Origin of the sequence: Streptomyces sp. NBC_01723, from assembly GCF_036246005.1 — a bacterium.
Lineage (GTDB): Bacteria > Actinomycetota > Actinomycetes > Streptomycetales > Streptomycetaceae > Streptomyces.
Map to the genome: position 1 here is coordinate 7994769 of NZ_CP109171.1, position 13750 is coordinate 8008518.

The 13750-nt window shown below is 73.7% G+C and carries 15 protein-coding genes; 9 read left to right on the forward strand and 6 right to left on the reverse strand.

Annotated elements, in window-relative coordinates:
- The first annotated feature begins 4 nt into the window (after positions 1-4).
- The 4 genes from OIE75_RS37125 to OIE75_RS37140 are packed head-to-tail and all read left to right on the forward strand — an operon-like array spanning position 5 to position 3691.
- Positions 5-712, forward strand: a complete 708-nt coding sequence (locus OIE75_RS37125) for a hypothetical protein (protein WP_329473544.1) — start codon at positions 5-7, stop codon at positions 710-712.
- Positions 709-1653, forward strand: a complete 945-nt coding sequence (locus OIE75_RS37130) for a DUF6895 family protein (RefSeq protein WP_122615273.1) — start codon at positions 709-711, stop codon at positions 1651-1653. Before OIE75_RS37125 ends, OIE75_RS37130 begins: the two co-directional genes overlap by 4 nt.
- A complete protein-coding gene (locus tag OIE75_RS37135; RefSeq protein WP_307016686.1) occupies positions 1650-2570 on the forward strand; it encodes a DUF6895 family protein in 921 nt (306 codons plus the stop codon). The genes OIE75_RS37130 and OIE75_RS37135 overlap by 4 nt, the downstream gene beginning before the upstream one ends.
- The gene (locus OIE75_RS37140; RefSeq protein ID WP_329473545.1) at positions 2567-3691 is read left to right on the forward strand and encodes a serine hydrolase domain-containing protein; all 1125 of its coding nucleotides are present in this window, start codon (positions 2567-2569) and stop codon (positions 3689-3691) included. The genes OIE75_RS37135 and OIE75_RS37140 overlap by 4 nt, the downstream gene beginning before the upstream one ends.
- A gap of 63 nt (positions 3692-3754) precedes the next feature.
- On the opposite strand, the gene OIE75_RS37145 is transcribed toward OIE75_RS37140, so the two are convergent.
- The 3 genes from OIE75_RS37145 to OIE75_RS37155 all read right to left on the reverse strand — a co-directional run bounded on the left by OIE75_RS37145 (position 3755) and on the right by OIE75_RS37155 (position 7960).
- Positions 3755-5134 (reverse strand): alpha-lytic protease prodomain-containing protein, encoded by a 1380-nt coding sequence (locus OIE75_RS37145; protein ID WP_307016688.1) that lies wholly within the window; start codon positions 5132-5134, stop codon positions 3755-3757.
- A 202-nt stretch (positions 5135-5336) separates the two neighbouring features.
- On the reverse strand, positions 5337-7001 hold the full coding sequence (locus OIE75_RS37150) for an alkaline phosphatase D family protein (RefSeq protein WP_307016689.1): 1665 nt from the start codon (positions 6999-7001) through the stop codon (positions 5337-5339).
- A 158-nt stretch (positions 7002-7159) separates the two neighbouring features.
- Positions 7160-7960, reverse strand: coding sequence for a class I SAM-dependent methyltransferase (locus OIE75_RS37155; protein ID WP_329473546.1), 801 nt, complete (start codon positions 7958-7960; stop codon positions 7160-7162).
- A gap of 172 nt (positions 7961-8132) precedes the next feature.
- On the opposite strand from OIE75_RS37155, the gene OIE75_RS37160 reads away from it, so the two are divergent.
- From OIE75_RS37160 to OIE75_RS37170, 3 genes are all read left to right on the forward strand, one after another.
- Positions 8133-8825, forward strand: a complete 693-nt coding sequence (locus OIE75_RS37160; RefSeq protein ID WP_307016692.1) for a helix-turn-helix transcriptional regulator — start codon at positions 8133-8135, stop codon at positions 8823-8825.
- Positions 8822-9799 carry a pyridoxal-phosphate dependent enzyme gene (locus tag OIE75_RS37165; RefSeq protein WP_307016694.1) on the forward strand — a complete coding sequence of 326 codons (978 nt, stop codon included), beginning with the start codon at positions 8822-8824 and terminating at the stop codon, positions 9797-9799. The genes OIE75_RS37160 and OIE75_RS37165 overlap by 4 nt, the downstream gene beginning before the upstream one ends.
- Positions 9800-9890: 91 nt before the next feature.
- Positions 9891-10250: a cupin domain-containing protein gene (locus tag OIE75_RS37170; RefSeq protein ID WP_122615267.1), complete on the forward strand. Its 360-nt coding sequence runs from the start codon at positions 9891-9893 to the stop codon at positions 10248-10250.
- A 45-nt stretch (positions 10251-10295) separates the two neighbouring features.
- On the opposite strand, the gene OIE75_RS37175 is transcribed toward OIE75_RS37170, so the two are convergent.
- Entirely contained in the window at positions 10296-10457 is a 162-nt protein-coding gene (locus tag OIE75_RS37175; protein WP_329473547.1) for a hypothetical protein, read from the reverse strand.
- On the opposite strand from OIE75_RS37175, the gene OIE75_RS37180 reads away from it, so the two are divergent.
- A complete protein-coding gene (locus OIE75_RS37180; RefSeq protein WP_329473548.1) occupies positions 10456-10656 on the forward strand; it encodes a hypothetical protein in 201 nt (66 codons plus the stop codon). The two genes, OIE75_RS37175 and OIE75_RS37180, sit on opposite strands and share 2 nt — an antisense overlap.
- Before the next feature lie 33 nt (positions 10657-10689).
- Positions 10690-11280: a dihydrofolate reductase family protein gene (locus OIE75_RS37185; RefSeq protein WP_329473549.1), complete on the forward strand. Its 591-nt coding sequence runs from the start codon at positions 10690-10692 to the stop codon at positions 11278-11280.
- A gap of 96 nt (positions 11281-11376) precedes the next feature.
- Here the strand turns inward: OIE75_RS37185 and OIE75_RS37190 are convergent, their stop codons facing one another.
- Both OIE75_RS37190 and OIE75_RS37195 read right to left on the reverse strand, forming a co-directional pair.
- Positions 11377-12765 carry a VWA domain-containing protein gene (locus OIE75_RS37190; RefSeq protein ID WP_329473550.1) on the reverse strand — a complete coding sequence of 463 codons (1389 nt, stop codon included), beginning with the start codon at positions 12763-12765 and terminating at the stop codon, positions 11377-11379.
- A complete protein-coding gene (locus OIE75_RS37195; RefSeq protein WP_329473551.1) occupies positions 12762-13619 on the reverse strand; it encodes an AAA family ATPase in 858 nt (285 codons plus the stop codon). The genes OIE75_RS37190 and OIE75_RS37195 overlap by 4 nt, the downstream gene beginning before the upstream one ends.
- Positions 13620-13750: the final 131 nt, after the last annotated feature.

The following is a 13750-nucleotide window of genomic DNA, read 5'->3' on the forward strand; positions in this document are numbered from 1 at the left end:
TGAAATGGAGCAGTCGAGCACATCGGCCCTCCTGCAGGGCGCGGTGCTGGACCTCGCTTCCGACGTGGTCTCCGCTCTTCGGAGCGGAGACCACGTGCGAGCGGGCAGCACCCTGACGACCGGCGGCGCCGGTGAGGGCGTCGCGCGTGCCGCGGTACGCGTTCTGGGCGCCGACACGCTGTTGCCCGCCGTCCTCCTGCGCGTTCCGCCCGACCCCGGGCAACTCGCGGTGTTCAAGGAGGCCGTCACGGCCCATCCGCCGCGTCCCGACGCGGCGCCCACCGTCGTGTGGAGCCACTGGGCCATGGCCCGTGCCCTGCGCCGGCTCGACCAGCCGCCGCCCGGTCCGACCGCCGGCGAGCCGGGTGCGGAACCCGGCACCGGCTGGCTCGACGAGGCCGGCTGGCAGGTGCTGACCCATCAGCTCGCGGTCCTCGCGCCGCTCGCGCTGCCCGGCGAGGAGTGCGCGGTGACCCGCCTGGCCCGGCGCCGCCCGGTGGACGTCGCCCGCGGTTTCGTCCGGGCGGTACGCCGCCGGGACTGGCGGCAGGCGGCCGGAGCCGGACGCTGGCTCACCCTCCTGGACGGGGTGCCGGAGAGCCTGGGCCTCGAAGCGGGACTCGACTTCGTACGCCTGATGGGCGGCTCGGATCCCAGGGTGGCGCTCCAACTGGAGGCGGCGCGGCTGATGCCCGCCGGAGTCCTCCTGTGAGCGTCCGGGGCGTCGAGGAGGCGGCCCTGGACTGGGTGTGGGACCACCGCGACCGCTTCGCGCTCGGCGAGGACGCGCTCGCGGCGGAGGGCCAGGTCAACCGGACCTGGAAACCGCTGGGCGAACTGACCCGGGTCTGCGCCTCCGTGTCCCTGTGCACCCCACCACCGGACCCGCTGCACGGCCGGGTGTCCGACCTGCTGGACTTCGCCTGGCAGCAGACCCACCGGGGCGAGCTGTTCCCGCTGATGCAGTCGCTGGAGCCGTTCGCCACCTACCCGTTGGAGGTGTACGCCGCCTTCGCCTCGGCCGGATTCCGCCACCCGGGCTACGAGGCGTCCGCCGCGGTGGTGGCCCGAACCCGCGGCTGGCGGCTGACCGAGCAGTACCCCACCCGGCGGCTCGGCGTACTGGAGGCCGAGCGGCACAGCGGCATCCACCCGCACGGGCGGCTCCCGCAGGCGCTGGGCCGGACCTGGCTGGGCGGCCTGCCCGAGCCGTGGACCTTCGAACGCGCGGCCGGCTACGCGCTCACCCACGTCGTCTTCCACCTCACCGACTGGGGGCGCAGCGCCCAGGGCGTGCCGTCCGATCTCGCGGACTACCTGGCGCACTGGCTGCCGCCCTGGCTCGACACCTGCCTGGAGGCCCGGATGTGGGACCTGAGCTGCGAACTGCTGGCGGTCGCCGCCAGCCTGCCGCACCCGCCGGAGCCGGCCGTCCTGGAGGACGCCTGGCCGCGCGTCGCGGCCGCCCAGGACACGTCCGGCGCGATCCCCGAGGAGGGCGCCCTGCAGGACGCCGCCGGGGAGCACGCGGGAAGCGACCCCTATGACTTCACGGACTGTTACCACTCCACCCTGATGGCCGTGTTCGCGGCCGCCCTCACCACCGCACGGCTGCGGGACACGGACCACGCCGGACAAGGAGTGCCGGGATGACGGACACCCGCCTGATCCACGGCGTCGGCGCCGGCGCGCTGGAGTGGCTCTGGGCCCACCGCGACGGCTTCCGCCTGGAGCAGGACGTGGACCCCGAGACCGGCTTCCTGGAGCGGTTCAAGCCGATCGGTGAACTCGCCCTGATCTGCAAGGTGCTCTTCCGCGAGGGCGTCGCCGGCTCCCGGCAGGCCCAGCTCGCGCGCCAACTGCTCGACCACACCTGGCGCGAGACCCTGGACGGCGGCCGGATGCTGGTGCGCGGCCAGCGGATCGAGCCCTTCTCGCCCGTCCCCTTCGAGGTGTACCTGCCGTTCAAGGAGCTGGGCTACAGCCAGCCCGAGGTGGAGGAGGCCACGGTCCTCAACCACCGGCTGGACAGCTGGGCGCGGTTCCCGGTGACGCCGACCCGGCGCCTGGGCCTGTCCGCGTTCCAGCGCCGCTTCGGCCTGGCCGCCCGGCCGCCCGAGGCCGACCTGGTCGCCACCACCTGGCTGGCCGGGACCCCCGAGCCCTGGACGGTCGAGGGCCACACCGCGTACGACATCACGCACACCGTCTTCCACCTGACCGACTGGGGCGAGAACCCCGGCGGGCTGCCGCCCTCCGTCGCCGAGTACCTCGCCACCTGGCTGCCGGTGTGGATCGACGACTGGCTGGACCTCGAACGCTGGGACCTGCTCGGCGAACTGCTCGTGGTCGACGCCTGCCTGCCCCGTCCCACCCTCGACGAGGCAGCCTGGCGGGGCTTCGCCGCCGCGCAGCAGCCCGACGGCGCCATGCCCGCCGTACGCACCATGCCCGAGGGCGACCCCGAATCGCTGTTCGACCTGGTCTACCACCCGACCCTGGTCGCCGCCTTCGCCTCCCTGCTCGCCACCTCTCGCGCGCTCAGCGAGCTGGCGCACACGGCGTCGTGACGGGCCGTCCCACGCCCTGGCCGGGCGACCCCGACGACGCGGGCGACTTCCCGGCGGGCCCGCAGGCGCCGCCCGCACCCGCCGCCGACGCCGCCCTGCGCGAGCGGCTGGCCGAGGCCGTCGCCGCCTGCGACGCCCCCGACGTCGTCTTCGCCGTCTCCCGGCACGGCCGGCGCACCCTGGTCGGCGGCGGCACCGCACCGCCCCCCGACGCCCCCCGCGAGGACCTGCGCTACGAGATCGGGTCGGCCTCCAAGACGTTCACCGGACTGCTGCTGACCCGGCTCGTGCGGCGCGGCGCGCTCACCGGCGGCGAGGCGGCCGTCACCTGCCTGGACCCGGGCCGCCCGGCCGGCCCGCACCCCGTGACGCTGGCCCACCTCCTCACCCACACGGCGGGACTGCCCGCCCTCCCGGCAGGCTTCCTGCGCTCCGGCCTGCCCGCCTGGCGCACCAATCCTTACGCGCGCTACCCGGCGGAGCGGCTGACGGACACCTTCCTGCACCACCGGCCCAGGCACCGTCCCGGAACCCGCTGGCACTACTCCAACTACGGCGTCTCCGTGCTCGGACACGCGGTCGCCGCGGTTCTGGGGACGCCCTGGGAGGACCTGCTCACCCGTCAGGTCCTCGAACCGCTCGGCCTCGGCGGCACCGCCCTGCGCGCCGAGGGCCCCGGCACCGACGCCGTGGGGCACGGCAAGGACGGCCGCACCCTCGTTCCGCCGTTCGACGCGGGCGGCTTCCAGGCGGCCGGGGCCGTCCGGTCCACCCCGCACGACCTGCTCACCTTCCTCGAGGCCCACCTCGACCCGGCCGGCTCACCGGCCGCCGGAGCGCTGGGCGCCGTGCGCGTACCCGTGCTGCGGCGGGGCCTGGGGCACCGGCACGTGCACACGGTGGCGTGGTTCCGGCACCCCACCGACGGCGGGCCGATGTACTTCCACAGCGGGGCCACCCTGGGTCAGCAGGCGTTCCTGGGCTTCCGCCCCGACACGGGCACGGCCCTGGCGGCGGTGTGCGGCAGACGCTTCCGCGCCGCTGACCCCTTCATCGCGGGCGCCTACGCCTTCCTCGCGCAGACAGAGCAGACAGAGCAGACGGAGCAGACGCAGCGGTAGGCGCGGGGCCGCGTTCAGCGGCGGCCCCGCGCCCAGGACCGCCTCGCGGCGGCCGCCGGTTCGTCAGACCCGCTGCCACAGGGCCGGGGTGCTCTCCGGCGAACCCACGCCCTGCGCCTGGTGGCCCTGCAGGCACCGGTAGCGCGCGCCCGAGTAGGAGACCGTGGCGCCCGCCTCGTACACGCGGCCCGCGGCCCACGCGTCCGCCGCCGCGTTGTCCTGCGGCGGCGCGGGGGTCCCGGCCGCGGCCGAGGTGGTCTTCAGGGTGAGGCCGAAGTCGCTCAGCAGCGCGTTGATCGGCTGGTAGAAGGTGGTCCCGCCGTTGGTGCAGTCACCGGAGCCGCCGGACGTGGTGCCCTGGCCCTGGGTGCCCGAGACGTAGGGGCCGCCCGAGTCGCCGGGTTCGGCGCACACCGTCGTCTCGGTGAGCCCGTTCACGGTGCCCTCCGGGTACGTGACACTCGTGTCGTGCTGCTGGATGGTGCCGCAGTGCCACCCCGTGGTGGAGCCCGAGCGGCACACCGAGGCACCCACGAGCGCCTCCACCGAGCCGGCGATCTGCACCTTCGCGCCGTCCTCGCCCTTCACGTCCGGCGTCGCCGTCCAGTCCGAGTTGACGCCCACCCAGGCCATGTCCTTGCCGGGGAAGGTCGAGGCCTGGAAGGTGCCCTGGGCGGCCTCGTTGAACCCGGTGGTGGTGGCGCCCGGGTCGCCGCAGTGCCCGGCCGTGGCGAAGCCCTGCTGGTCGTCCTTGGTGACGCCGAACCCGATGGAGCAGCGGGCCTGGTCGTTGATGTAGTAGGCGTCGCCGCCGACCAGGTCCGTCAACAGCCGTGGCTGGTTCGTCGAGATCCGGACGCCCACGTCCTGGCCCGCCAGACCGGCGGACTCGACGAAGGTGTCCGCCGCGGACCGGCTGGTGGCCTGGACCACGACCCGGTTGGTCTTCACGTCGACGTACCAGACCGGCGTCTGCCGGGTCCGCATCCGGACGGCGGACGCGTCCAGCTTCTCCTTGACCGAGCGGAGTTCGGCCAGGCCCCGCTCGACGACCGCCGCCTTGGCGCCGCCCGCCTCGATGGCGGAGGTGTCCGCCGCGTCCGTGGTGGCGACGGTCAGTTCGGCGGAGGTCGCGCCGCTCACCCAGGCCCCCGCGAAGCGGTCGCCCAGCGTGTTGCGCAGCATGCCCGCGCGCGTACCCGCCTCCTGCTCGTTGGCCAGCCGTGCCGCCGCCTGCCCGGGCGCCAGCCCGAGGTCGCGTTCCATCGCGCGCAGCATCCGTGCCGACGGTGCCGCCGGGGCGGGCGTCCGGACGGCGGTGGGCTGCGCGCCGGGAGCGGGGAGCGGCGCGGCCGACGCGGCCGAGGGGAGTGCGGTCAGGACCAGGGCGCCGAGCGCGGTGAGGGCGGCGCGGCGGCTGCGCGCGGCGTGTCTGCCGACCATGCGATGTGCCTCCTTCGAGGGCTGTGCGAGACAGCGGTGTTCGGTGCGCGACCGTGGGTCACGGTGCGACTGCGACGAAGTCACAGGCCTTGCCGGTAGGACCGGCGGCGACACCGGCCCCGGCCGTCTTTCGCGCGATGGGGGACGCGGTGGGTGCCAAGTGCAGTACGCGCGGCACCCGCCCGTCCGCCGGCCCGGGGGCTCAGGCGGGCTTCAGACCCGGTGCGCCCGCCTCCGTGACGAAGGACGCGGCCGTGGTGATCGCGGCGCCGGGCGTGCTGATCGCGGACACGGTCCGGAAGTCCAGGTGGGCGGCCTGACGGTCCAGTTCCACCCGGACGTAGCCGCGCTTGCCGTTGTAGAACTTCATGTGCGGGTTGGCCCGCAGGTACAGGTCCCAGTTGGCGGGCTGCTCCACGCCGTCCCGGCCGCTGGCCACCGAGGTGCAGGTGATCTCGGTGCCGACGGTGGCGGACGCCGGGTCGTCGAAGTCCTCCTTGACGTCCAGGGCGTAGCCCACGTGCACGTCACCGGTGAGGATCAGCCAGTTGTCGATCCCGGCCGCCTTCGCCCCGGCGACGACCCGGTCGCGCGAGGCGCGGTAGCCGTCCCAGGCGTCCATCGAGAGCGCGGCGTCGGCGGTGTCGTCGAACTTGCGCTGCGAGAAGCAGACCTGCTGGGGCATCACGTTCCACAGCGCGGTCGAGCCCTGCCAGCCGTCCAGCAGCCACTGCTCCTGCGCGGCGCCCGTCATGGTGCGCGCCGGGTCGTCGGACTCGGGCCCGGGGGCGTGCGGCCGGTCGTCGTACGCCTGGTCGGAGCGGTACTGGCGGGTGTCGAGGAAGTCGAACTGGGCGAGCGTGCCCCAGTGCAGCCGGCGGTACAGGCGGGCGTCCGGTCCCTGCGGCAGCTGCTCGGCGCGCAGCGGCTGGTTCTCCCAGTACGCGCGGTAGGCGGCGGCCCGCCGCAGCAGGAACTCCTCCGGCGGGACCTCGTTCTCGGGAATTCCCCCGGCGTAGTTGTTCTCGGTCTCGTGGTCGTCCCAGGTCACGACGAACGGGTGCGCGGCGTGCGCGGCCTGGAGGTCCTCGTCGCTCTTGTAGAGCGCGTACCGCATCCGGTAGTCCGCGAGGGTCATCGTCTCGCGGTTGAACACGTCGGGCAGCGTGACGTCGGTGTAGTTGCGCTCGCCGCCCGCCGAGTTCACCGCGTACTCGTACAGGTAGTCGCCGAGGTGGAAGACCACGTCGACGTCGTCCTGTGCGACGTGCCGGTGCACCGTGTAGTAGCCGTCCTGGTACGCCTGACAGGCGACGGTCGCGATCCTCAGACCCGACGTGGCGCTGCTCGCCGGCGGTGCGGTGCGGGTGCGGCCGGCCGGGCTGAGCCAGGCGCCGGCGCGGAAGCGGTAGTAGTAGACCGTGCCGGGGGTCAGACCCTTGACGTCGACGTGCACGCTGTGGGCGTACTCGGCGTGCGCCTCGGCGGTGCCGCGCAGCATGACCGCCGCGAAGTACTCGTCGAAGGCCACCTCCCACTCGACCGTGACCCGTTCGGTGCCCATCCCGCCGTCCTCCAGGAACGGCTCGGGCGCCAGCCGGGTCCACAGCAGCACCGAGTCCGGCATCGGGTCTCCTGAGGCGACGCCGAGGGTGAAGGGGTCCTTGGTGATCCGCGCGGCCTCGCGCTCGCGGGCGGCGACCGCGCCGCGGGCCGGCCGGTTGGTGGCGAAGGCGAGTGCCGCGGTGGCCGCGGTCACGGTGAGGAAGCGCCTGCGGCCGAGGTGCCGGGCGGCGGCACGCAGCACCGCGTCGTGCGGCGAGAACGCGTGCTCGGCCAGTGCGCTGTGACGGCCCGTGGGCGCCATCTGGTGTCCTCTCGTACGGGGCGTGGCGGACCCCGCATGCTAAGCAGACAAAACACCTGAAACGGACAGGGCTTGCGGAGTGATCACACAGGAGGAGGTACGCGCGGGCGCCGGAGCCGGACCCACGGTGTCCGGCTCCGGCGGCGACGCGGCGGGCCCTAGAACGGCAGCGGTGAGCGGCTCACCCTGATCTTCGACTGGCCGTGCGGGCGCTTCTCCCAGTCCTCCATGAACCGCGCGTGCAGGTTGTGCTGGGCGGCCAGCGTGAGCAGGGTGTCCGTGCGGTAGTAGAAGTCCTCGCGCAGCACCTGGTGTTCGGTGCCCTCCGTGCGGTCGAAGGTGAAGTCGAAGAACCCGGTGTCGGTCAGGACGCGGCCCACGTTGCGCAGGCACTCGTCGATGACGCCCGGCGGGGAGTGCGAGAAGACGCTGTGCGCGTGGACGACGTCGAAGTGGCCGTCGGGCAGGAACTCCAGCGTGAGGTCCCCGGTGAGGGTCAGGTGGGGCAGCTTGGCCTGGAGTCCGCGCTCGGTCAGCGTCCTCTTGGCGGCGATCAGGATGTCCGGCGAGATGTCGATGCCGTAGTAGTGGCCGGCGTCGAGGTGGTCGATGAAGCGCCAGCCGCCGCGCAGGTTGCCGCAGCCGATGTCGAGCATGCGGTGCTCCGGACGGAGTCCGTGCTCGACGAGGTAGTCGAACTGCATCTGCCCGAGCGCCAGCCAGCGGTCGTGGCTCCGGCTGCCGACCGCGGCCTCGGGGTCGCGGCGGGTGTCGGAGGCCATCACGGCCCGGTAGTAGCCGGCGTGGTCGGGGTGCCTGAGTCGCAGCCACGCGTCCCGCCCGGCCCGGCGGACGTAGGGGCCGACCCGCTCGGGGTGGCGCAGCGCGTACCCGACCTTGTGCGTGAGCGCCGCGCGGTTGCTGCGCAGCTTCTTCGGGGACCTGGCGTCCTTGGGCATGGCGGAAGCGACCTCCGTACGAAGGGCTCGGACAGTGCGAGGTGCCGGGAAGGGTGCCAGAGCCGGCGGCCCAATGACAGGACCGCCGTGGCGCGGGTCGGGGTTGGACTGTCAGTCCAGAGGCTGGACGTGTAGTCTGAGGACTCGTTGGAGTCCGAGCAAGGAGCCCCTGATGAGCGAAACGGCGCTGGACGCCGAGCGCGACGCGGTCCTCGCCACCCTGCGCCCGGTCGTCGATGGGATCGCCGCCACGTTCGGGCCGGTCTGCGAGGCGGTCCTGCACGACTACCGGGACCCCGAGCGGTCGGTGGTCGCGGTCGCCGGCTCGGTCACCGGACGGACGGTCGGCGGGGCGATGAGCGAGATCGGCATGCGGGTCCTGGCCCGCGGCGACGAGGCCCGGGACGAGCTGAACTACGTCACGCGCACGGACGGCGGCACCCTGCTGAAGTCCTCCACGATGGTGCTGCGCGACTCCACGGGCGCCGTGTTCGGCGCCCTGTGCGTCAACCTGGACGTCACCGCCGTCGACCGGGCGCACGCCCTGCTCGGCTCCCTGGCCGGGACCGCGGGCACCCCCGCCGATCCGCCGGCCACCACCTTCGGCGACGACATCGACGCGGTGGTCGAGGCGATCGTGGACGCCCACCCGCTGCGCCGTGGCGCCGGCTGGGCGGCGCTGGACCGCGCCCAGCGCCTGGAGCTCTTCCGCGACCTGGACGGGCGCGGCGTGTTCGCCGTACGCCGCTCGGTCGAGCACGTCGCCGCCCGGCTCGGCATCTCCCGGGCCTCCGCCTACCACTACCTCTCCCAGGCCCGCGCCGTGAGCGGCCCGGCCGCCGACCCCACCGGAGGACACCCGTGACGACCACCACCCCGCCGGTCACCCTCGACGACGTACGGGCCGCCGCCGCCCGCATCGAGGGCGTCGCGCACCGCACCCCGGTGCTGCGCTCCCGCACCCTGGACGCCCTCGTCGGCGCCGAGGTCTTCCTCAAGTGCGAGAACCACCAGCGGGTCGGCGCCTTCAAGTTCCGCGGCGCCTATCACGCGGCCTCCCGCCTCACGCCGGAGCAGCTGTCCCGGGGCATCGCCGCCTACTCCTCCGGGAACCACGCCCAGGCGGTCGCCCTCGCCGCACGCGAGCTGGGCACCACCGCGGTGATCGTCATGCCCGAGGACGCGCCGCCCTCCAAGCGCGCGGCCACCGCGGGATACGGCGCTGAGATCGTCACCTACGACCGCTACACCGGAGACCGCGTGGCCATCGCCGAGGCGCTGGCCGCCGACCGGGGCCTCACCCTGATCCCGCCGTACGAACACCCGGACGTCATCGCCGGACAGGGCACCGCCGCCCTCGAACTCGTCGAGGAGACCGGCGACCTGGACGCGCTGGTCACACCGGTCGGTGGCGGCGGACTCATCGCCGGGAGCGCCACCGCCGTCAAGGGCCTGCACCCCGCCACCCGGGTGATCGGCGTCGAGCCCGAGGCCGGTGACGACACCCGGCGCTCCCTGGCGGCCGGCCGGCGCGTCACCGTGCCGGTCCCGCGCACCATCGCCGACGGCCAGGCGCTGCCCACCCCGGGCGAGCTGACGTTCTCCGTGAACCGGCGGCTGCTCGACGGTGTCGTGCTGGTCTCCGACGACGAGATCCGGGACGCGATGCGGTTCGCCTTCGAGCGACTGAAGACCGTCCTCGAACCGAGCGGCGCCACCCCGCTGGCCGCCCTGCTGAACGGCCGGATCGACGCCCTGCCCCGCCGGGTGGGCGTGATCCTCTCCGGCGGAAACGTGGACGCCGCCCGTTTCGCCGAACTCTGCGGCGCGCCCGGCTGACCGCATCCGCCCCCCCCGGATGGCGTCGCCGACTTGACAGGCGGACGATGGAATGGTGGGCCCAGGGACGGCCAGGAAAAGGAGGAGTGTCATGTTGCAGGCAAAGACACTCGACAAGCCCGACGAGCGCCGCGATTTCCCGCGCGGTCACATCGAGGCCGTGCACATGGAGGGACTCGACTTCGCCGTCGCCACCTTCGAGCCGGGGTGGCGCTGGTCGGAGTCGGTGGCGCCGATCGCGGGCACCGACAGCTGCATGATCCACCACAACTGCTACGTGGTGGAGGGACGCATGCACATCCACATGGACGACGGCACCGAGAGCGAGGTGGGCCCGGGTGACGTGTTCGTCTGCTCACCGGGCCACGACGCCTGGGTCGTCGGCGACGGACAGTGCGTCGTGTACGACTTCGCCGGCGCCATGGCGAAGGAGTACGCCAAGGCGGATTGAGCGCGCTTCTTGTGAAGGCGCGGGCCCCGGAGGGCGGCCCCGGGCTCACAGGTCGAAGGGGACGCCTGTGAGCTGCTCGCTCGCCGCCCACGGGCGCCTGCCCTCCGCGGGGTCGTCGGCGCCCGTGGGGAGCTTGGCGGGCTTGGGGGTGCCGGAGGTCTGGTCCCGTCCGGCGGGGCCGATGAACCTGCCCGACAGCGCGGCCATGATCATGGCCGTCGGCGCCGTGTGGACGCACGCACGGCCCTCCCCGGCGATGCTCGCCGCGTACGAAGCCGACCCCTCGCTCACCGCGTTCAAGCTGGACTTCGTGACCGCCCTGCGGGAGATGCCGGCCACGCTCACCGCGGGCACCATCGCCCGCGCCTCCCTTCCAGGACGCCCGCCGGGGTCGCGGCCCGTCTAGACTTCCGAGACCGACTGACGGAAGGCCGGCGCTGTGCGGAGACTGCTCTACGGCATGAACCTGTCCCTGGACGGCTACGTCGCCGCGCCCGGCGACGACATCGGCTGGAGCGAGCCGAGCGACGAGCTGTTCCAGTGGTGGCTCGACGAGGAGCGGGCGATCAGCCTGTTCCTGTACGGGCGCAAGCTCTGGGAGACCATGAGCGCCTACTGGCCGACCGGCGACCGGCAGCCGGGCGCCACCGCGGCGCAGATCGAGTTCGCTCGGAACTGGCGGGACACGCCGAAGGTGGTGTTCTCGTCGACGCTCGACACGGTCGACTGGAACACGCGCCTGGTCACCGGCGACGCGGTCGCGGAGATCGCCCGGCTCAAGGCCGGGGACGGTGGGCCGATGAGGGTCGGCGGCGCGGCGCTCGCCGGGGCGGCGATGCGGGCCGGGCTGGTCGACGAGTACACGATCGTCACCCATCCGGTCCTGGTGGGTGGCGGCACACCGTTCTTCACCGCACTGGACAACTGGGCGAACCTGAACCTGGTGGAGACCCGGACGTTTCCCGGCGGCGTGGTCCTGACCAGGTACGAGCGGCCGTTGTCGGCGGGTGGCACGGCGGGCACCAACTGACATCACACTCGGCGGGGCCACCCGCTGCAGCATCTACGAGACCATTGGGCGCACGAAGACGGCCGACGGCGTGATCGCCCGGACAGCTCCCGGGCCTCACACCGGCAGCAACCGGGTGACCAGCGCGCCGAGTTGACGGACGTTGCGGCACTCGTGCATCTCGATCAGCCCGGCGTACGCCGGGGCCGCCGAGTCGCCGGTGCCCCAGCGGGAGCGCTGTTCCGGGTTGAGCCAGTAGCTGCGTCGCGAGCGCTCGGTGATCCGCCGCAGGGCGGGCAGGTTCGGATCGCTCATGTTGGTACGGGCGTCGCCGAGGACGAAGACCGTCGTGCGCGGGCCGACCGCGTCGGCGTACCGCTCCGCGAACTCGCCCAGCGCGACGCCGTAGTCGCTGCTGCCGTGCCATCCGGTGAGCCGCGCCTCCGCACCGATCCGGGCCCCCAGCCCCTCCGGGTCCGCGCGGCCGTGCGCGAGCAGCCCGGTCACCTCGTCGATCCGGTTGACGAAGGCGAACACCCGCACCTTGGCGAACTGGTCGTGCAGCGCCTGCACCAGCAGCATCGTGAAGTCCGAGAATCCCGCCACCGACCCCGACACGTCACACAGCAGCACCAGTTCGGGCCGTACCGGACGGCGTCGGCGCAGCACCGGCTTCATCGGCACGCCGCCCGTGGACAGCGACCCGCGCAGCGTGCGCCGCAGGTCGATGCTGCCGCGGGACGCGCGGCGCCGGCGGGCCGTCAGCCGGGTGGCGAGCTTGCGGGCCAGCGGCCGCACCGTCCGCCGCAGATCGGCCAGTTGGGCCTGCCCGGCGAGCAGGAAGTCGACGCGGTCCGGCGTCGGGGCCACCGCCCGCCGGGCGATCTCGTCGCGTCCGCGCCGCTCCGCGACCCGGCGCCGGGCCTCCGCGGCCACCATGCGCCGGAAGACCTCGATGCGGCGCCGGATCTCGTCCTCGAGGAGCCGGTCGGTGAACCCCGGGGCACCGCCCCGCGCCCGCACGTCGTCCCTCACCCGGGCGAGCAGCGTCTGCGGACGGAGCCGGTCGAGCGTCTGGTGCGAGGACCAGCCGTCCGAACCGGGGGAGGAGCCCGGTGTGCCCGGGCCGCCGCCCGCACCGGAGGAACCGTAGGCGCCGAACCCGTCCACCGCCTCCCCGGCCAGCCGGGCCAGCAGCGCCCGGTCGTCGTCGGCGAGCGCCGCGGCGAGCCGGTCGCGCAGTGCCTCCCGGTCGGCGGGACCGGTGCCCGGGCCGCCGACGCCGCGCGGGAAGTACACGTCGAAGACCGGGTCGAACACCCGCCGCTGGTCCGCGGTGTGCAGCAGCGTCGCCGCCAGGCCCTCGCGCAGCAGCTCCCGGTCCGCGAGACCGAGTGACTCCACCGCCCGCGCCGCGTCCACGCTCTCCCCGGTGCCCACCCGCACACCGTGGGCCCGCAACGCGGCCACCAGCGACGTCAGCCGCTCGGTCACGCCCGTGGTCACAGCGCGTCCAGGTCGAGCTTGGCGGCGGCCCGAAGGACGTCCTCCTGGTGCTTGAGGACGACGCCGAGGGTGTCCCGTACGACGGTCTCGTCCAGGGTGTCCGCGCCGAGAGCCAGCAGGGTGCGCGCCCAGTCGATGGTCTCGGCGACCGACGGCACCTTGCGCAGGTCCATGGCACGCAGCGCACCCACCAGCCGCACCACTGAACCGGCCAGGGCCTCGTCCAGTCCCGGCACCTTCATCTGCACGATCCGCCGCTCCAGATCCTCCTCCGGGAAGCCGATGTGCAGGAACAGGCAGCGCCGGCGCAGCGCCTCGGACAGCTCGCGGCTCGCGTTCGAGGTGAGGACGACGAAGGGGCGGCGGGTCGCGGTGATGGTGCCCAGCTCCGGCACGGTCACCTGGAAGTCGCTCAGCACCTCCAGGAGCAGGCCCTCGACCTCGACGTCCGCCTTGTCGGTCTCGTCGATCAGCAGCACCTTGGCGTCGTCCCCGCGGATCGCGGTCAGCAGCGGCCGGGTGAGCAGGAACTCCTCGCCGAAGATGTCGGTCCGCGCCTCGTCCCAGCTCTCGTCGCGGCCGGCGCTGATGCGCAGCAGCTGCTTGGCGTGGTTCCACTCGTACAGGGCCCGGGACTCGTCGACGCCCTCGTAGCACTGGAGCCGTACCAGCCGGGCGTCGGAGACCCGGGCCACGGCCTTGGCCAGCTCGGTCTTGCCGACCCCCGCGGGGCCCTCCACCAGCAGCGGCTTGCCGAGCCGGGCGGCGAGGAAGACGGTCGTGGCGACCGCGGGCGACGCCAGGTAGCCGGTCTCGGCGAGGCGTGCGGAGACGTCGTCGACGGAAGTGAACACCGGGGGCCTCCAGCTCTGGTGCGGTGTGTGCAGCCGCTGCGTACAAGCCTCTATCTAAGCGCTTGTTCACCTGCGCTGTCACGGGAAGACCGAAGGGAGGGGCGACCGTGGGCCGCCCCTCCCTTTCCGTG